A 17,460-nucleotide genomic window follows, 5' to 3' on the forward strand; every position below is an offset into this window, starting at 1 on the left:
CATTTTGTGTTTTAACATTTCGTCACGATGACGAATAGCGGTCACGCTTTTCGACGCGGACAAGCGTCACAGTTCGAAGAGCCGATGTGGTGGGCCGGCGTGAGGGCCTTAGGCCCCTTTGGGCTCGACGCGCGGGACGCCTTGGGACTAAAGAGCGCCATGAAATTCTTGGACCAATGCAAGATCTACATCCGCTCGGGTAACGGCGGCGGCGGATCGGTGTCGTTCCGCCGCGAGAAGTACATCGAGTACGGCGGCCCGGACGGCGGCGACGGCGGTCGCGGCGGCGACGTGTGGATCGAGGCCGTCGAAGGCCTCAACACCCTGATCGACTATCGCTACCAGCAGCACTTCAAGGCCGGCACGGGCGTGCACGGCATGGGTCGCGCGCGCCACGGCGCCGCTGGCGACGACGTGCTGCTGAAGGTTCCCGTCGGCACCGAGATACTCGAGGAGGACAAGGAGACCCTGATCGCCGACCTCGACCACGCGGGCGCGCGCCTGCTGCTGGCCAAGGGCGGCAACGGCGGCTGGGGCAACCTGCACTTCAAGGGCCCGGTCAACCAGGCGCCGAAATACGCCAACCCCGGCCAGGAAGGCGAGGAGCGCTGGATCTGGCTGCGGTTGAAGCTGATCGCCGACGTCGGCCTGGTCGGCCTGCCCAACGCCGGCAAGTCGACCTTCCTGGCCGCCGCCAGCGCCGCCAAGCCGAAGATCGCCGACTATCCCTTCACCACCCTGACCCCGAACCTCGGCGTCGTGGATCTGTCGAGCAGCGAACGCTTCGTGCTGGCCGACATCCCTGGCCTGATCGAGGGCGCGTCGGAAGGCGCGGGGTTGGGCACCCGCTTCCTGGGCCACGTCGAGCGCTCGGCCGTGCTGATCCACCTGATCGACGCCACCCAGGACGACATCGCCGGCGCCTGGACCACGATCCGGGGCGAGCTGGAAGCCTATGGCGACGAGCTGGCCGACAAGTCCGAGATCCTGGCCCTGAACAAGATCGACGCCCTCGACGAGGAGACCCTCGCCGAGAAGATCGCCGAGCTGGAAGCGGTCGCGGGCGTCAAGCCGCGCCTGGTGTCGGGCGTCTCGGGCCAGGGCGTCACCGAACTGCTGCGCGCGGCCTATCGCCAGGTCCGCATCCGTCGCGGCGATCTCGAGGAAGAGATCAACGAGGACGAAGACCACATCGAGGAGACCCCCGGGGGCTGGACGCCGTGAGCCAGGCCGCCAGGGCGTTTTCCAACGCCCGCCGCATCGTGTTCAAGGTCGGCTCCGCCCTGCTGGTCGACGCCGAGACGGGCCGAGCCGACCGCGCCTGGCTGGAGGCGTTCTGCGCCGACGCGGCCGCCCTGCGCGACGCCGGCAGGCAGGTGCTGGTGGTCTCGTCGGGCGCTGTCGCCCTGGGCCGCCGTCGCCTGGGCCTGACCGGCCGAAAGGCGACCCTGCCCGAGAAGCAGGCCGCCGCCGCCGCCGGCCAGTCCCTGCTGATGCGCGCCTGGGAGGAAGCCTTCGAGCCGCACGGCATCGGCGTCGCCCAGATCCTGCTGACCCGCGACGACACCGAGATGCGCCGCCGGTGGCTGAACGCTCGCGCCACCACCGAGACCCTGATGGGCCTGGGCGTGGTGCCGGTGGTCAACGAGAACGACACGGTCGTCACCGAGGAAATCCGCTACGGCGACAACGATCGCCTGGCCGCCCGCGTGGCCCAGATGGCCGGCGCCGACCTGCTGGTGCTGCTGTCGGACATCGACGGCCTCTACACCGCCGACCCGCGCAAGAACCCGAACGCCGCGCACATCCCTCTGGTCAGCGAGATCACGCCCGAGATCGCCGGCATGGCCGAGGGCGCCAACGCCGCGGCGGGGGTCGGCACCGGCGGCATGGCCACCAAGATCGCCGCCGCCCGCATCGCCCGCGCCGCCGGCTGCGCCACCCTGATCACCCTGGGCTCGCGCCCGCGTCCGCTGGCCGCCATCGCCGACGGCGAGAAGGCCACGCTGATCGAGGCCAACGCCTCGCCGGCCGCCGCCTACAAGGCCTGGATCGCCGGTTCGCTGGCCCCGCAGGGCTGGGTCACGGTCGACGCCGGCGCGGCCACCGCCCTCGCCTCGGGCAAGAGCCTGCTGTCGGCCGGGGTCCGCGCCATCGAAGGCCCGTTCGAGAAGGGCGACGCCGTCCGCGTCCGCGACGAGACCGGCCGCGAGGTCGCCCGCGGCCTCGTCCGCTACGACAGCGCCGACGCCCACCGCATCGCCGGCCTGCGCTCCGACGCCATCGAGGCCGAACTCGGCTTCACCGAGGGCCCGATGATCCACGCCGACGATCTGGCCGTAGCCAACTAGACCGCACGCACGAGTATCCCCATGGCCTACCGATCCCTCCGCGAATTCATCGATGTCCTGGAGGCCAAGGGCGAACTGGTGCGCGTCACCGAACCGGTCTCCAGCGTGCTGGAGATGACCGAGATCCAGACTCGCCTGCTAGCGACCGGCGGCCCGGCGGTGCTGTTCGAGCACGTGCTGCTGCCCGACGGCTCGCGCTCGTCGATGCCCGCTCTCGCCAACCTGTTCGGCACGGTCAAGCGCGTGGCCATGGGCGTGACCCTGGGCGGCGAGCCGCGCGAGACGGCCGGCGAGCTGCGCGAGGTCGGCGAACTGCTCGCCTTCCTGCGCCAGCCCGCGCCGCCCAAGGGGCTAAAGGACGCCCTGGACATGCTGCCCTTGGCCAAGACCGTGATGGCCATGCGGCCGGGCACGGTTAAGAAGGCTCCGGTGCAGGAGGTCGTCCTGACCGGCGACCAGATCGACCTGACCCAGCTGCCGGTCCAGACCTGCTGGCCGGGCGAGCCGGCGCCGCTGATCACCTGGCCGCTGGTCGTCACCAAGGGGCCGGGCAAGGATCGCGAGGATGACTTCAACCTCGGCATCTATCGCATGCAGGTGCTGGGCAAGGACCGCTGCATCATGCGCTGGCTGGCCCATCGCGGCGGGGCCCAGCACTACGCCCGCCACAAGAAGGCGGGAAACAAGGACCCCCTGCCCGCCTGCGCCGTCCTGGGCGCGGATCCCGGCACCATCCTGGCCGCCGTGACGCCGGTGCCCGACACCCTGTCGGAGTACCAGTTCGCCGGCCTGCTGCGCGGGGCCAAGGTCGACCTCGTACCGGCCAAGACCGTGCCGCTGATGGTCCCGGCCCACGCCGAGATCGTCATCGAGGGCCACGTCCTGCTCGACGACTACGAGGACGAAGGTCCCTACGGCGACCACACCGGCTACTACAACAGCGTCGAGAAGTTCCCGGTCTTCCAGGTGACGGCGATCACCATGCGCAAGGACCCGATCTACCTGACCACCTTCACCGGCCGGCCGCCGGACGAGCCCTCGGTGCTGGGCGAGGCGCTGAACGAGGTGTTCATCCCGCTGATCCATCAGCAGTTTCCCGAGATCGTCGACTTCTGGCTACCGCCGGAGGGCTGCAGCTACCGCATCGCCGTGGTGTCGATGAAGAAGGCCTATCCCGGCCACGCCAAGCGCGTGATGCTGGGCGTCTGGAGCTATCTGCGCCAGTTCATGTACACCAAGTGGGTGATCGTCGTGGACCACGACATCAACGCCCGCGACTGGAAGGACGTGATGTGGGCGATCAGCACCAAGATGGACCCCGCCCGGGACATCACGGTGATCGAGCACACCCCGATCGACTATCTGGACTTCGCCAGCCCCGAGAGCGGCCTCGGCTCCAAGATCGGCCTCGACGCCACCGACAAGTGGCCGCCCGAGACCAAGCGCGAATGGGGCCAGGAGATCCGCATGGACCAAGGCGTGATCGACAAGGTCAGCGATATGTGGGGCCGACTGGGTCTGCCTGGCGACGGCGCGCCGATCTGGAAATAAGTGGCCCGGCATGTTATTACTCCGTTGCAACGGAGAAGGTCATGTCCTCGGCTATCCGCAAGATCGGGAACTCGGCGGGCGTCATCCTGCCCAAGCCGGTGCTGGAGACGCTCGGCGCCAAGCTGGGCGACCGCATCGAGTTCGTGGCGGAGGACGGTCGTGTCTTCCTGTCGCCCGTGACCGCGGATCCTCGAGCCGGCTGGGAAGAGGACTCAAAGCGTCTGGGCGCCCTGGGCTTGACCGAAGAAGATCGTGAATGGCTAGAGGCGCCGCTCACCAGCGAAGCGGACAAGGACTGGGAATGGTGAAGCGCGGCGAGGTCTGGCTGACCCGCCTCGATCCCACCGAGGGAAGTGAAATCCGCAAGACCCGTCCGTGCGTGATCGTCTCGCCAGACCGCTTGAGCCACCACGACATCTTCATCGTCGCGCCGATGAGTTCGGGCGACGCGAAGGCTCGTTTCCGCATCGAGGTCGTCTTCCAGGAAAGGGCCGGGCGGATTTTGCCCGATCAGATCAGATCGGTGGCGCGAAGCCGCCTCATCAAGCGGCTGGGCCGGCTGGACGACTCCACGCTGGACCAGGTCCTTGGCGTCTTGCGCTTGATGTTCGAACCGGACTGACTAAGCCCTTGCCGTCGACTGGCTGTCGGACAAGGACGATAGCCATGCGGAATCCTGCTTCTCACGGCGATCGCCGCCCTGTCATCGAGTCCCGTCATGTCTCAAACGCCGCCCGCCAAAGCCCCTTGGGATCAACCCTTCCTGCCGCCGGCCCCACACTGGCAGGGCGCCAGCCAGGCGCTGATCCGCGACAAGGCCGATCCGTGGGTGACGGCGTTCGAGGCCGACGCCGAGCATGACTTCTCGCCCAACTACGCCGACACCCGCGCCTGGTTCGATCGCCTGGACAAGGCCAGCCAGCTGATCCGGGTCGAGGACTTCGGCGTCTCGCCGCAAGGCCGCGCGATCTTCGCGGTGATCGCCAGCAAGGACGGCGAGACGCTGGATCCGAAGAAGCCGCTGCTGCTGGTCCAGTGCGGCATCCACCCCGGCGAGATCGACGGCAAGGACGCCGGCATGATGCTGCTGCGGGACATGGCGTTCCACGGCAAGGACGCGCTTCTGGACAAGGTCAATCTGGTCCTGATCCCGATCCTGTCGGTCGACGGCCATGAGCGGGCCAGCGCCTATTCGCGCCCCAACCAGCGCGGGCCGCGCATCCAGGGCTGGCGCAACACGGCCGCCAACCAGAACCTCAACCGCGACTTCATGAAGCTGGACCAGCCGGAGATGCAGGCGCTGAAGCGTCTGCAGGCCAAGTACAAGGCCGATCTCTATGTCGATGTCCACGTGACCGACGGCCTGGACTACCAGTACGACGTCACCTACGGCTTCAACGGCGAGAACGGCGTCTGGAACCGCTCGCCAGCCATCGCCAAGTGGCTGGACGACGTGCTCAAGCCGGTCATGAACCGGAGCCTGGAGGCCGAGGGCCACATCCCGGGCGAGCTGGTGTTCGGCGTCGACGACCAGGATCCCAAGGCCGGCTTCAACGACGGGGGCCTGGGTGAGCGCTTCTCCAACGGCTGGGGCGCGGCGGCCCACGTCCCGACCATCCTGATCGAGAACCACAGCCTCAAGCCCCATGCCCAGCGCGTGCTGGGAACCTATGTCTTCATCGAAACGGCCCTGAAGCTGCTCGCGGAGAAGGGCTCCGATCTGCGCGCCGCCATCGCCGCCGACAGCGCCCTTCGGCCGGCCGAGATCCAGGCCAACTTCGTCTCCGACGACAAGCCCAGCTACACGCGCCACTTCAAGGGCATCAAGTACGAGACCTATGACAGCCCCGCCTCGGGCCGGAAGGAAATCCGCTGGCTGGGCGAAGCCGATCCCGAGATCTGGCAAACGCCCTTCTACGGCTCGCATTCGACGCTGAGCCTGAAGCGTCCGGTCGCCTACTACGTGCCCAGCTACCGCGCCGACATCATCGAGCGGCTGAGGCTGCACGGCGTGACGCTGGAAACCCTGCCGGCCGACAAGGTCGTGAACGTCGAGATGATCCGCCTGGTCGATCCCAAGCTGGCCGACCGCGCCAACGAGGGTCACGTCCAGATCAGCGTCGACAAGATCACCACCCAGACTCGCGACTGGACGTTCCCCAAGGGCTCGGTCCGCGTCCCCACCGACCAGCCGCTGGGCGATCTGGTCGTGCTGCTGCTGGAACCGCAGTCCAGCGAAAGCTTCTTCGCCTGGGGCATGGTCCCGGAGGTGCTGAGCCGGGTCGAGTACATCGAGTCCTACGCCATCGCACCGCTGGCCGAGAAGATGCTGGCCGCCGATCCCGCGCTGAAGGCCGAGTTCGAGGCCAAGCTGGCCGCCGAGCCAAAGTTCGCAGCCGATCCGGACGGGCGCCTGGCCTGGTTCTACGAGCGCACGCCCTTCTATGATGACCACTACCTGCTGTACCCGATCGCCCGCGAAGTCGCGCGATAGGCGGGTCGACTTGCCGACCATGGGCGGAAGGCCTCATATGGCGCCTTCGCCGAGCCTGTCCGCGCGAAGGCGCGGATAAACAGGCTCGGTTTATGTCAAAGAGCGTCATAACCGCCGAAACCGGGACCACTTTCGGCGATGACGCTCTGGCGGCGGATTCGTCACTAGGGCTTGAATACCGATGGATACGATTGCTTCGGGCCACGCCGCCGCGTTGTGGGCCGGCCTGCACCTTTTCCTGCTGCTGATCCTGTCGCTGCTGGTCGTGCGCCTGCGCCAGAAGCACAAGGTGGCCCTGGGCGACGAGGGCATCCCGGAGCTGGCCCGCGCCATCCGCGCCTTCGGCAACGCCACTGAATACGTGCCGACCGGCGTCGCGGCCCTGGCCGTGCTGGCCGTGGCCGGCGCCTCGCCGCTGGCCATCCATGTGGTCGGCTTCATCCTGTTCGCCGGCCGCGCGATCCACGCCTTCGGCCTGTCCACCAACGGCGGCGCCTCGATCGGGCGCTCTGTCGGCATGGTGGCGACCTGGCTGGCCTACATCTTCGCGGGCGTGGCCCTGCTGCTGTCGGCGATCGGGTAGCGGACCGAACCCGCCTCCCCCGTTGCACCGGGGAGGCGATAAAGTCCATAAGACCGCATGGACGATAATCTGCTGCATGACGTGGTCGCCGCCGCGCGCAAGGCCGGGGCGGACGCCGCCGAAGCCGTCTTCGCCGAGCGCCAGTCGCTCTCCGTCTCGGTCCGCCTGGGCGAGCTGGAAGAGGTCGAGCGCGAAGAGGCCCGCGACCTTGGCCTGCGCGTCTTCATCGGTAGCCGCAGCGCCACCGTCTCCGGCTCCGACATCTCGGCCGAGGCGCGCGCCAAGCTGATCGAGCGCGCCGTCGCCATGGCCCGCCTGGCCCCGGAAGATCCCTATGCCAGCCTGGCGCAGCACGATCGCCTGGCCAAGGGTCCGTTCCCCGAGCTGGACCTGATCGACCCCTACGAGCCCACCGCCGAGACCCTGGAGACCCAGGCCCGTATCGCCGAGGCGCACGCCCGCGAGGTCAAGGGCGTGACCAATTCCGACGGCGGCTCGGCCACATGGTCGTCGTCGAAATGGGCGCTGGTGACCACCGCCGGCTTCCACGGGACCCATGCGGCCACCGGACACTCGATCTCGGCCTCGGCCATCGCCGGCGAGGGCGCGGGCATGGAACGCGGCGGCGAGGGCCGCTCGGCCCGTCACTTCGGCGACCTGCCGGCCGCCGGCGACATCGGCATGGAGGCGGGCCGCCAGGCCGTGGCGCGCCTCAACCCGCGCAAGATCGCCTCGACGGTCGCGCCGGTGATCTTCGAAAACCGGCTGGCGATGAGCCTGATCGGCCCGCTGCTGGGCGCGATCTCCGGCCCCTCGGTCGCGCGGGGCGCCTCGTTCCTGAAGGACAAGCTGGGCCAGCGGATCTTCGCCCGGGGCGTCAACCTGCTGGAAGACCCGCACCGCGCGCGCGGCCTGGGCTCGGCCCCGTTCGACGACGAGGGCGTGGCCACGCAGGCCCGCGCCCTGATCGACGACGGCGTGCTGACCACCTGGCTGCTCAACACCAGCTCGGCCAAGCAGCTGGGCCTCGTCACCACCGGCCACGCCTCGCGCGGCCTCGCGGGTCCCTCCAGCGTCTCGACCCACAATCTGACGCTCCAGCCGGGCGCGCGGGATCTGGAGGGCCTGATGAAGGACGCCGGAACCGGCCTGCTGGTGACCTCGATGTTCGGGCCCTCGCTGAACGGCAATACCGGCGATTGGTCGGTGGGCTGCTCGGGCGTCTGGTTCGAGAACGGCGAGAGCACCGGCCCAGTCACCGAGATCACCGTGGCCGGCAACCTGATCGACATCTACGCCCGCCTCGTACCTGGCTCGGATCTGCAGTTCCGCGGCGCCAGCAACAGTCCGTCGATCCTGGTCGACGCGCTGGCGATCGCGGGCAAATGAACGACCTGGACCTGATCCTCCGAGCCGCCAGGGAGGCCGGCGAGCTGGCGCTCTCAGCGCGCGAGGGCGGTCTGAAGATCTGGTCCAAGGAGGGCGGCTCGCCGGTCACCGACGCGGACCTCGCCGTCGACACCCTGCTGAAGACCGGCCTCGGCGCCGAACGCCCGGGCTACGGCTGGCTGTCGGAGGAGACGGTCGACGATCCGGCCCGCCTGACCACCACCCGCCAGTTCGTCGTCGACCCCATCGACGGCACGGCCGCCTTCATGAAGGGCAAGCCGTGGTTCGCGGTGTCGATCGCCGTGGTCGAGAACGGCCAGCCCGTGGCCGGCGTCGTCCACGCCCCGGCGCTGAATGAGACCTACGCCGCCACGGTCGACGGTCCGGCGACCCTGAACGGCGTGATCATCGAACCCAGCGCCACCCAGGGCCTGGAAGGCTCGGCCATGCTCGGCGACGCCAAGATGTTCGCCCACCCGGCCTGGCGCGAGCCCTGGCCGGACATGCGCATCGAGAGCCGCAATTCGATCGCCTACCGCATGTGCCTAGTCGCGGCCGGGACCTTCGACGCGGCCATCGCCCTGTCGCCCAAGAGCGAATGGGACGTCGCCGCCGCCGACCTGATCTGCCGCCGCGCCGGCGCGTGGCTCAGCGACCACAAGGGCCGGGATTTCGCCTATAATCGCCCCGTTCCGCTGGTTCCGAGCCTGGTTTGCGCCAATCAGACGCTTGCGCCATTGATCCTGTCGCGCGTCGGGCATATCGAGCTGCCATAAAACCAATTCCTCGCAGGAACTTGCTCCAGATGCCCGATAAGCAGCTTCTTCATATCGTCATTGGCGGCGAACTCTCGGACGTGGCTGGTGTCGAATTCCGCGACCTGTCCAAGGTCGAGTTCGTCGGCGCCTATCCCAGCTACGAAGACGCCCACAAAGCCTGGAAGGCCAAGGCCCAGGCGACCGTGGACAACGCCCACGCCCGCTATTTCATTATCCACGCCCACAAGCTGCTGGACCCGAGCGAGGGCTAAGGCCGCGCCAGCCCCCACCTGACCTGCTACGCAGGTCTGTCCGCCCCCAAAGGGGTGGCGGAAAAGATTTCTCCTCCCCCTTCTGGGGGAGGGGGACCGCCGAACGGCGGTGGAGGGGGTCAGCTCCGCCCCCTACTCTCGCCGCAGAATCCTGTCCGTCAGCACCTTCCCCAGCATCCCCGCCCGGAAGGTCTTCTTCATCGCGACGGGATCGTAGTCGTCGCTCTCGACCCAGTCGCTGAACGTCAGCCCCTTGGGTTCGCCCCGCTCAAGATACTGCTCGAACACATAGTCCAGCACGCCGGTGTTGCCGTGCTTGATGTGCAAGTAGCGCGGCCCCAGCTGCTTCATCGCCTCGCGGATCGGCAGACCCAGGCGGTAGTGGGCGTAGAACACGCTCATGATCCCCGCCCGGTCCGCGCCCGACTTGCAGTGCATCAGGGCTGGATATTCGATGCTCTCGAACAGCTCCTTGGCGCCGCGCACCCGTTCACGGATCGGGACCTCGCGCGAGGTGATGGTGAAGTCGACGAAGTTCAGGCCCAGGCGCTGGCAGGCGTCCTTCTCCAGCGCGTAGAAGCTGCCGTCGAAGCCGCCGCGCAGATTGACGATCGTCTTGATCCCCTGCTTCTTCCACCAGGCCAGTTGGAACGGCCACGGCTGGTTGGCGCGAACCAGCTCGGGGCTGATCCAGTGGGCGTTCGAAAAGCCCAGGCGCAGATAGGCATGGTCGTTCCACAGATAGTGGAGATAGGTCTTGAACCGGCCCCAGGGCGTGGCGAGGTCGAACTTGGCCAAGGCGGCGCGATCCTTCGGAAATTCCGAGCCTAGGTAAGGGTATCGGCCCCGAAAGGCAAAAGCCGCCCTCATGGCGTCGCTTTTCGTGGGCAGTGCGTCCGCCACGTCCTTGACAGCTCCGCCCACAAATCCGACCCCTCCGCCATGACCTCACCGGATGCTCAGCCCTCGAACCGCGCCCTGATGGGCCGGATGTGGCGCGAGTTCCTGAAACCCCGCTGGAAGGGCCTGGCGGTTTCGATCGTCAGCGCCGCGATCGTGGCGGCCCTGTCGGTCAAGCTGGCCAAGATCATCGAGCCGGCCATCGACCAGCTGATCACCCATCCGCGCGCCGGCGCGATCTGGACCATTCCGCTGACCATCGCCGGCCTGGCCCTGGCGCGCGGCGTGTTCCAGGTCATCCAGGCCAATGTCATCAACCGCATCGGCAACGGCGTGGTCGGCGACATGCAGGTGCGCCTGTTCGGCCGCCTGGTGCGCTCGGACCTGCAGCGCCTGCGCGGCGCCCACTCCGGCTCGTACGTGGCCTCGGTGCTGTACGACGCCGGCCTGATCCGCGAGGCGGCGACCACCGGCGTGGTCAACTATGTCCGCGAAGCCCTGACCGTCATCGGCGCGCTGCTGGCGATGTTCAGCCTGGAGCCGATCCTGGCCGCCGGCGTGCTGGTCGTCGCGCCGCTGGCCAGCCTGATCATCCGGAGCTTCTCGAAGCGCACCACCAAGGCCGCCAAGGGCGCCATGGGCGAGACCTCCAACCTCTCGACCGCGATCATGGAGAGCCTGGACGGGGTCAAGATCGTCAAGATGGAGAACCGCGAGGCCTATGAGGAGGCGCGGGTCGCCGCCGTGGTCGCGCGTCGCCAGCGCCATCTGATGAAGGGCAGCAACGCCCGCGCCATGGCCGCCCCGGCCACCGAGACCTTCACCACCTTCATCGTGGCCGTGGTCTTCGCCTATGCCGGCTGGCGCGCGACGACCGGCGCATTGACCCTCGGCCCGTTCGCCCTGGCGCCGCTGACGGCCGGGGTGTTCTTCGCTTTCATGACCAGCCTCTTGATGGCCGCCCAGTCGCTGCGCCAGGTGGCCAACCTGCAGACCGTGTTCGCCGAGGGCCTGACCGCCGGCCGCCGCCTGTTCGCCGCCCTCGACGTCGCCCCGGCCATCGTCGATCCTCCCGACGCCCGGACCCTGCCGGCCGGCGACAGCGCTATCGCCTTCGACCGGGTCAGCTTCGCCTATGGCGAGGACGCCCCGGCCCTGTCGGACGTCTCGATCACCGCGCGGAAGGGCGAGACCGTGGCCCTGGTCGGCCCCTCGGGCGGCGGCAAGAGCTCGATCCTCAACCTGATCCCGCGCTTCTACGACGTGACGGCGGGCGCGGTGACCATCGACGGCCACGACGTCCGGTCGGTGACCCTGGCCTCCTTGCGCGACCGTATCGCCCTGGTCACCCAGGAGCCGTTCCTGTTCGACGACAGCATCCGCGCCAACATCGCCTATGCCCGCCCCGGCGCCAGCCAGCTGGAGATCGAGGCCGCCGCGCGCCAGGCCGCCGCTCACGACTTCATCCTGGAGCTGCCCGAGGGCTACGACACCGTCGTCGGCGAGGCCGGGGCGCGGCTGTCGGGCGGTCAGCGCCAGCGCATCGCCATCGCCCGCGCCTTCCTCAAGGACGCCCCGATCCTGCTGCTGGACGAGGCCACCAGCGCGCTCGACACCGAGAGCGAGGCCCAGGTCCAGGCGGCGCTGGAGCGGCTGATGGCCGGCCGCACCACGATCCTGATCGCCCACCGCCTGTCGACCGTGAAGAACGCCGACCGCCTCTACGTCATCGAGAAGGGGCGTGTCGTCGAGACCGGGACCCACGCCGAGCTGGTCCGCGCCGGCGGTCTGTACGCGCGCCTCGCCAAGGCTCAGGACCTCGACCACGCTTCGGAGGCCCCCGCCTTGGAGAAGGACGCTTGAGACCTCTGCGTTCGCCGTTCGTGATCTGGCTCCTGTCCTCGCTGTTCGCCGGCTATTCCAAGCTGGTCTACGCCACCTTGCGGATGACCGAGGAGGGCCGCGAGCAGGCCGAGGCGGTCTGGGCGCAAGGCCGCGAGACCGGCGTCGGCGCGATCCTGTGCTTCTGGCACTCGCGCATCCCGATGTCGCCGCTCAGCTGGCCGCAGGCGCCCGCCCAGCGCCAGGACATGCGCGCCCTGATCTCGCGCTCCAACGACGGCGAGTTCATCGCCCGCACGGTCGAGAAACTGGGCTTCCCGGCCATTCGTGGCTCGTCGGCCAAGAAGACCGACCTGGCCAAGAACAAGAACGGCGAGCAGGCCTTCCGCGACATGGTCCAGTGGGTCCGGGGCGGCGGCGGGATCGCCATCACCCCCGACGGCCCGCGCGGCCCGGCCGAGCACATGGAGAAGGGCACGCCCTCCCTGGCCCGCATCACCGGCGCGCCGGTGATCTTCGTGGGTCTGGCCGCGAAGCCCTGCCTCCGCCTGGGCTCGTGGGACCAGACCGTGATTCCCCTGCCCTTCGCCAAGGCCGCCATGGTCTGGGACGGCCCGACCAGCGCCGGGCGCGCCGACGATGTCGACCAGTTGGTCGAAAGCTGGGCCGCGCGCCTCTCGGCCGTCACCCGCCGCGCCGAACATTTGGTGCAAGATTGATCCGGCTCGTCCTTGGTGGGATGTAGGACCCATGCCGCACGATCACTCCGGACACACCCACGACCACGGTCATGATCATGATCATGATCACCACGATCATGCGCACGCTCACGGCCATGGGCACGACCATGGGCATCATGGGCACAGCCACGCGCCGAAGGATTTCGGCCGCGCCTTCGCCATCGGCACCGCGCTGAACCTGGGCTTCGTGCTGGTCGAGGCCGGCGCCGGCCTGATCACCCATTCGCTGGCCCTGCTGGCCGACGCCGGCCACAACCTGTCGGACGTGCTGGGCCTGCTGCTGGCCTGGGGCGCGGCGGTGCTGGCCAAGCGCGCGCCCAGCGCCCGCCGCACCTACGGCCTGCGCAAGGGCACCATCCTGGCCTCGCTGGGCAACGCCGCCCTGCTGCTGCTGGCTGTCGGCGCGATCGCCTGGGAGGCCATCCGCCGCTTCGCCACGCCCGAGCCGATCCAGACCGGCCCGGTGATGATCGTCGCCGCCATCGGCATCGTCATCAACACCGCCACGGCCCTGATGTTCATGAAGGGGAGCAAGGAAGACCTGAACGTCCGGGGCGCCTTCCTGCACATGGCCGCCGACGCCGGCGTCTCGGCCGGGGTGGTCGTCGCGGCCTTCGCCATGGGTCTCACCGGCTGGCTGTGGCTCGACCCCGTGGTCAGCCTGGCCATCGTCGCGGTCATCGTGCTGGGCACCTGGGGCCTGCTGCGCGACTCGCTGGACATGGCCCTGGACGCCACGCCGCGCGGCATCGACACCGGCAAGGTCCGCGCCTGGCTGGCCGCGCGTCCCGGCGTCAGCGAGGTTCACGACCTGCACATCTGGGCGATGAGCACGACCGAGACGGCTCTAACAGCTCATGTTGTCCGTCCGCTGGACGGCGGCGACCACGACCAGTTCCTGCACGACGCATGCGCGGAACTCGCCAGCCAGTTCAAGATCGGCCACGTGACCATCCAGGTCGAGTCCAGCGCCGGCGCCCACGGCTGCGCCCTGGCGCCTGCCGATGTCGTTTAGGGGCGTGGTGTGATCCGGCCGTCCGCCCTGGCGCTCTACCGAGCCGCCACGGGCCTTCTCGAACCGCTCGCGCCCTCGCTGCTGGCCAGTCGGGCGCGCAAGGGTAAGGAAGATCCGGCGCGGATCGCCGAGCGCCTGGCCAAGGCCCCGACCCCGCGTCCCGACGGCCCGCTGGTCTGGCTGCACGGCGCCAGCGTCGGCGAGAGCCTGTCGATCCTGCCGCTCGTCGAACGCCTGCGCGCCGAGCGGCCCGAGGTCGCGGTGCTGGTCACCTCGGGCACCACCGCCTCGGCCGCCCTGCTGGCCCAGCGCCTGCCGGCCGGCGCGATCCATCAGTACATCCCGATCGACGCCCCCGGCGCGGCGCGGCGGTTCATCGCCCGCTGGAAGCCGTCCCTCGCGGTCTTCGTCGAGAGCGAGCTGTGGCCGAACCTGCTGCTGGAGGCCAAGGCCGCCGGGACGCGCCTCGCTTTGGTCTCGGCCAAGCTGTCCGACCGCAGCTTCGCCAGCTGGCAAAGGCGTCCCGACGCGGCCCGCCTGTTGCTGTCGAACTTCGACCTGATCCTGGCCCAGGACGCGCGCGCCCACGAACGCTTCGAGACCCTGGGCGGCCAGGTGACCGGCGAGGCCGACCTGAAATTCGGCGCCGCGCCGCTGCCGGTGGATGAGGCCACCCTGGTCGCCGAACGCGCGCGCTTCCCGCGTCCGCCCCTGCTGATCGCCAGCACCCATCCGGGCGAGGATGAGATCGCGCTGGACGCCATCGCCGCTTTGCCCGACAGGCCGCCCGTCGTCCTGGCCCCACGCCATGTCGAGCGTGGTCCGGCGATCGTCGCGTTGGCCAAGGCCCGGGGCCTCACCGCCAGCCTGCGCGGTCATCCCAGCGGCACCGCCGACATCCTCGTCGCCGACACCCTGGGCGAGATGGGCCTGTGGTTCCGCCTGGCCGGAACCTCGGTCATCGCCGGCAGCCTGGTCCCCGACATCGGCGGCCACAACCCGCTGGAGGCCGCGCGGCTGGGCTGCCCGGCCATCAGCGGCCCGTTCGTCGACAACTGGACCTCGGCCTTCGCGGGCCTGGGCGCGGCCCGCGGCGTGGTCATGACCTCGCCGGAAGCCTTAAGCGACGCGATCGCCGCCGACCTCGCCGACCCTGTCGCCGCCCAGGCCCGCGCCGCCCGCGCCCGCGCTTTCGTCGACGCCCGCGACGCCGAGGCCCGCGCCGGCCTTTCCCGCATCCTCGAGCTGGTCCCCAAGATAGCCTCATGAAACTCGGCACGCCCCGCTGGTGGTATGTGAAGAGCGGCGGCCCCGCCCCGCTGACCCGCGCCCTGCTGACCCCGTTGTCGTGGATCTGGGCCGACGCCACCCGCCGCCGCATCGCCCGCGCCACGCCCGCCATCGTCGGCGCGCCGGTGATCTGCGTCGGCAATGTCACCATGGGCGGGGCGGGCAAGACGCCGATCGTCCGCGAGCTGCTGCTGATCCTGACCCGCCGGGGCGTCGCGGCCCACGGCCTGTCGCGCGGCTATGGCGGCAAGTCCAAGGGCCCGACCCGCGTCGACACGGCGCGCCACACCGCCAAGGACGTCGGCGACGAGCCGCTGATGCTGGCCCAGGACTTTCCGATGTGGGTGTCGGTCGACCGCGTCGCCGGCGCCAAGGCGGCGGTGCGCTGCGGGGCCCAGGCCATCGTCATGGACGACGGCCACCAGAACCCGACCGTCAAGAAGGCCCTGTCCCTGGTCGTCGTCGACGGCGAGACGCGCGGCGGCGAGTGGCCGTTCGGCGACGGCCGCGTCTTCCCCGCCGGGCCCATGCGCGAGCCGCTGAAGGTGGGCCTGTCGCGCGCCGACGCGGTGATCGTGCTGCTGCCGCTCGATGTCGCCCAGCCCGACTTCGACCTGCTGGTCCAGTTCGGCGACATGCCGGTGCTGGTGGCGAGGCTCGAGGCCGCGGCGCCGGTCCCCAAGGGTCCGCAGGTCGGCTTCGCCGGCATCGGCAAGCCCTGGAAGGTCGAGAAGGCCCTGACCGCCGCCGGCTGCCAGCTGGTCGACTTCGCGCCGTTCCCCGACCACGGCGAGTACGACGAGGCGACGCTGAAGATGCTGGAGAGCCGCGCCCAGGCTTATGGCGCGGGCCTGGTCACCACCGAGAAGGACTGGGTCCGCCTGCCGGCCAAGTGGCGCGAGAAGGTCACGCCGTGGCCGGTCCGCGCCCGCTTCGACGACGAGGCGGCGTTAGAGGACCTGCTGGCGAAGGCGGGGGTCTAGCCTACCTGTAGACCACCCCGCCCTTGATCACCGACGTCACGTCCCGCAGCGCCGTCACGTCGCTCAAAGGGTCGCCCTTCACCGCGATCAGGTCCGCCGCCTTGCCGGGGGCCAGACTGCCGATTTCGCTGCTCAGCGAGAAGTGGTCGGCCGCGTTGACCGTCGCGGTCTGAATGGCTTCCAGCGGCGTCAGGCCCGCCTTGACCAGCAGGGCGAACTCGCCGGCGTTGTCGCCGTGGGCGCTGACGCCGGTGTCGGTGCCGAACGCGATCTTGACCCCGCCATCGTGGGCGCGGCGGGCCATGGCCAGCATCTTCGGACCGGCCTCCAGGGCCTTGGCCGTCTGGTTGGGCGTGAGGAAGTTGTTCGGGCTCGAGGCGATCCGGTAGACGAAGTCGCCGGCCATCAGGGTGGGGATCAGATAGGCGCCGTTCTTCTTGAACAGGGCGATGCTGTCGTTGTCGAGATAGGTGCCGTGCTCGATCGAGTCGCCGCCGGCCCGCAGGAAGCTGTTGATGCCATCGAGGCCATGGGCGTGGGCGGTGACCTTGCGGCCCATGCGGTGGGCGGCGTCGACGATGGCCTTCAGCTCGTCGTCCGAGAACTGCTGGGAGAGGCCCGCGGCGGTGTTGGAGAGAACGCCCCCCGTGGCGGTGATCTTGATGATGTCGGCGCCCAGCCAGACCTGCTCGCGCGTCGCGCGGCGGCAGTCGTCGGCGCCCGAGCACACCGAGGTCGGCCGCAGCACGTGCATGACCTCCTCGCTATAGCCGTTCACGTCGGCGTGACCGCCGTGGATCGACACGGCCGAGCCGGCGGCGATGATCCGGGGACCGGCCACGTCGCCGCGCTTGATGCCGTCGCGCAGGGCGAAGATCGCCTTGTTGTCGGCGCCCAGGTCCGCGACCGTCGTGAAGCCGGCCATCAGCGTCTTGCGCGCGAAGCCGGCCCCGACCATGGCCTCGTCGGCGGGGCCGCGCGTCACCGCGTTCAGGCGCGAATTGGGGCTCTGCTCGTGGGTCAGGTGGACGTGGCTGTCGATCAGGCCCGGCAGGACGAAGCTGTCCTTCAGGTCGACGACCTTGCCGCCGGGCTCGGAGACGTAGCCGTCGACGATCTTGCTGACCTTGCCGTTCTCCAGCACCAGGGTCTTGGCCGTCTCGACCTTGCCGGTGGCCGGATCGGCCAGCAGCTTGCCGGCCTGCACGAACACGGTCTCGGCATACGCGACGCCGGAGAGCGCCCCGGCCAGAGCCAGGGCGCAGACGCCCGTCAGCAGCTTCTTCATCGGT

17 protein-coding genes and 1 pseudogene are annotated in these 17,460 nt (G+C 69.4%); 15 read left to right on the forward strand and 3 right to left on the reverse strand.

Going from position 1 to position 17,460, the window contains the following annotated elements; all coding sequences use genetic code 11:
- Nucleotides 1-159 precede the first annotated feature (159 nt).
- From obgE to AC1RNC_RS14795, 10 genes are all read left to right on the forward strand, one after another.
- On the forward strand, nucleotides 160-1,224 hold the full coding sequence (obgE, locus tag AC1RNC_RS14750) for a GTPase ObgE (RefSeq protein ID WP_492887125.1): 1,065 nt from the start codon (nucleotides 160-162) through the stop codon (nucleotides 1,222-1,224).
- A complete protein-coding gene (gene proB / locus AC1RNC_RS14755; RefSeq protein WP_492887126.1) occupies nucleotides 1,221-2,351 on the forward strand; it encodes a glutamate 5-kinase in 1,131 nt (376 codons plus the stop codon). The genes obgE and proB overlap by 4 nt, the downstream gene beginning before the upstream one ends.
- 21 nt (nucleotides 2,352-2,372) lie before the next feature.
- Nucleotides 2,373-3,902: a UbiD family decarboxylase gene (locus AC1RNC_RS14760; protein WP_492887127.1), complete on the forward strand. Its 1,530-nt coding sequence runs from the start codon at nucleotides 2,373-2,375 to the stop codon at nucleotides 3,900-3,902.
- A gap of 41 nt (nucleotides 3,903-3,943) precedes the next feature.
- Nucleotides 3,944-4,210: an AbrB/MazE/SpoVT family DNA-binding domain-containing protein gene (locus AC1RNC_RS14765; protein WP_492102107.1), complete on the forward strand. Its 267-nt coding sequence runs from the start codon at nucleotides 3,944-3,946 to the stop codon at nucleotides 4,208-4,210.
- Entirely contained in the window at nucleotides 4,207-4,524 is a 318-nt protein-coding gene (locus AC1RNC_RS14770) for a type II toxin-antitoxin system PemK/MazF family toxin (RefSeq protein ID WP_492887128.1), read from the forward strand. Before AC1RNC_RS14765 ends, AC1RNC_RS14770 begins: the two co-directional genes overlap by 4 nt.
- A 96-nt stretch (nucleotides 4,525-4,620) precedes the next feature.
- Nucleotides 4,621-6,396: a M14 family metallopeptidase gene (locus tag AC1RNC_RS14775; protein WP_492887129.1), complete on the forward strand. Its 1,776-nt coding sequence runs from the start codon at nucleotides 4,621-4,623 to the stop codon at nucleotides 6,394-6,396.
- 181 nt (nucleotides 6,397-6,577) lie between these two features.
- Entirely contained in the window at nucleotides 6,578-6,979 is a 402-nt protein-coding gene (locus tag AC1RNC_RS14780) for an MAPEG family protein (protein WP_492836449.1), read from the forward strand.
- Nucleotides 6,980-7,036: 57 nt separating this feature from the next.
- Complete coding sequence (locus AC1RNC_RS14785; protein WP_492887130.1) at nucleotides 7,037-8,368, forward strand: TldD/PmbA family protein; 1,332 nt, start codon at nucleotides 7,037-7,039, stop codon at nucleotides 8,366-8,368.
- Nucleotides 8,365-9,144 carry a 3'(2'),5'-bisphosphate nucleotidase CysQ gene (locus tag AC1RNC_RS14790; protein WP_492887131.1) on the forward strand — a complete coding sequence of 260 codons (780 nt, stop codon included), beginning with the start codon at nucleotides 8,365-8,367 and terminating at the stop codon, nucleotides 9,142-9,144. Before AC1RNC_RS14785 ends, AC1RNC_RS14790 begins: the two co-directional genes overlap by 4 nt.
- A 20-nt stretch (nucleotides 9,145-9,164) precedes the next feature.
- Nucleotides 9,165-9,398: a DUF4170 domain-containing protein gene (locus tag AC1RNC_RS14795; RefSeq protein ID WP_492836443.1), complete on the forward strand. Its 234-nt coding sequence runs from the start codon at nucleotides 9,165-9,167 to the stop codon at nucleotides 9,396-9,398.
- Nucleotides 9,399-9,417: 19 nt separating this feature from the next.
- Here AC1RNC_RS14795 and AC1RNC_RS14800 read toward each other — a convergent pair.
- Together AC1RNC_RS14800 and AC1RNC_RS14805 are read right to left on the reverse strand one after the other, a co-directional pair.
- Nucleotides 9,418-9,516: pseudogene (locus tag AC1RNC_RS14800) on the reverse strand (hypothetical protein); the annotation flags it as partial.
- 14 nt (nucleotides 9,517-9,530) lie between these two features.
- Nucleotides 9,531-10,196: a fused DSP-PTPase phosphatase/NAD kinase-like protein gene (locus tag AC1RNC_RS14805; protein WP_492887132.1), complete on the reverse strand. Its 666-nt coding sequence runs from the start codon at nucleotides 10,194-10,196 to the stop codon at nucleotides 9,531-9,533.
- Nucleotides 10,197-10,340: 144 nt separating this feature from the next.
- On the opposite strand from AC1RNC_RS14805, the gene AC1RNC_RS14810 reads away from it, so the two are divergent.
- From AC1RNC_RS14810 to lpxK, 5 genes are read left to right on the forward strand one after another with little or no spacing between them, the layout of a single operon-like run.
- The gene (locus tag AC1RNC_RS14810; protein ID WP_492887133.1) at nucleotides 10,341-12,161 is read left to right on the forward strand and encodes an ABC transporter ATP-binding protein; all 1,821 of its coding nucleotides are present in this window, start codon (nucleotides 10,341-10,343) and stop codon (nucleotides 12,159-12,161) included.
- Entirely contained in the window at nucleotides 12,158-12,859 is a 702-nt protein-coding gene (locus AC1RNC_RS14815) for a lysophospholipid acyltransferase family protein (RefSeq protein WP_492887134.1), read from the forward strand. The genes AC1RNC_RS14810 and AC1RNC_RS14815 overlap by 4 nt, the downstream gene beginning before the upstream one ends.
- Before the next feature lie 31 nt (nucleotides 12,860-12,890).
- A complete protein-coding gene (locus tag AC1RNC_RS14820) occupies nucleotides 12,891-13,895 on the forward strand; it encodes a cation diffusion facilitator family transporter (RefSeq protein WP_492887135.1) in 1,005 nt (334 codons plus the stop codon).
- Between the two features lie 9 nt (nucleotides 13,896-13,904).
- Nucleotides 13,905-15,164, forward strand: coding sequence for a 3-deoxy-D-manno-octulosonic acid transferase (locus AC1RNC_RS14825; RefSeq protein WP_492887136.1), 1,260 nt, complete (start codon nucleotides 13,905-13,907; stop codon nucleotides 15,162-15,164).
- Complete coding sequence (gene lpxK, locus AC1RNC_RS14830; RefSeq protein WP_492887137.1) at nucleotides 15,161-16,168, forward strand: tetraacyldisaccharide 4'-kinase; 1,008 nt, start codon at nucleotides 15,161-15,163, stop codon at nucleotides 16,166-16,168. The genes AC1RNC_RS14825 and lpxK overlap by 4 nt, the downstream gene beginning before the upstream one ends.
- Before the next feature lies 1 nt (nucleotide 16,169).
- Here the strand turns inward: lpxK and AC1RNC_RS14835 are convergent, their stop codons facing one another.
- Complete coding sequence (locus AC1RNC_RS14835) at nucleotides 16,170-17,456, reverse strand: metal-dependent hydrolase family protein (RefSeq protein WP_492887138.1); 1,287 nt, start codon at nucleotides 17,454-17,456, stop codon at nucleotides 16,170-16,172.
- Nucleotides 17,457-17,460 lie beyond the last annotated feature (4 nt).

This window comes from Caulobacter sp. GW822-FHT01G02 (genome assembly GCF_058802865.1).

Bases quoted from the DNA above. Each gene is read 5' to 3' on its own strand.
- AC1RNC_RS14810 (WP_492887133.1), top strand. From the start codon at position 10,341: ATGACCTCACCGGATGCTCAGCCCTCGAACCGCGCCCTGATGGGCCGG.
- lpxK (WP_492887137.1), top strand. From the start codon at position 15,161: ATGAAACTCGGCACGCCCCGCTGGTGGTATGTGAAGAGCGGCGGCCCC.
- AC1RNC_RS14790 (WP_492887131.1), top strand. From the start codon at position 8,365: ATGAACGACCTGGACCTGATCCTCCGAGCCGCCAGGGAGGCCGGCGAG.
- AC1RNC_RS14765 (WP_492102107.1), top strand. From the start codon at position 3,944: ATGTCCTCGGCTATCCGCAAGATCGGGAACTCGGCGGGCGTCATCCTG.
- AC1RNC_RS14780 (WP_492836449.1), top strand. From the start codon at position 6,578: ATGGATACGATTGCTTCGGGCCACGCCGCCGCGTTGTGGGCCGGCCTG.
- AC1RNC_RS14760 (WP_492887127.1), top strand. From the start codon at position 2,373: ATGGCCTACCGATCCCTCCGCGAATTCATCGATGTCCTGGAGGCCAAG.
- obgE (WP_492887125.1), top strand. From the start codon at position 160: ATGAAATTCTTGGACCAATGCAAGATCTACATCCGCTCGGGTAACGGC.
- AC1RNC_RS14820 (WP_492887135.1), top strand. From the start codon at position 12,891: ATGCCGCACGATCACTCCGGACACACCCACGACCACGGTCATGATCAT.
- AC1RNC_RS14785 (WP_492887130.1), top strand. From the start codon at position 7,037: ATGGACGATAATCTGCTGCATGACGTGGTCGCCGCCGCGCGCAAGGCC.
- AC1RNC_RS14835 (WP_492887138.1), bottom strand. From the start codon at position 17,456: ATGAAGAAGCTGCTGACGGGCGTCTGCGCCCTGGCTCTGGCCGGGGCG.
- AC1RNC_RS14775 (WP_492887129.1), top strand. From the start codon at position 4,621: ATGTCTCAAACGCCGCCCGCCAAAGCCCCTTGGGATCAACCCTTCCTG.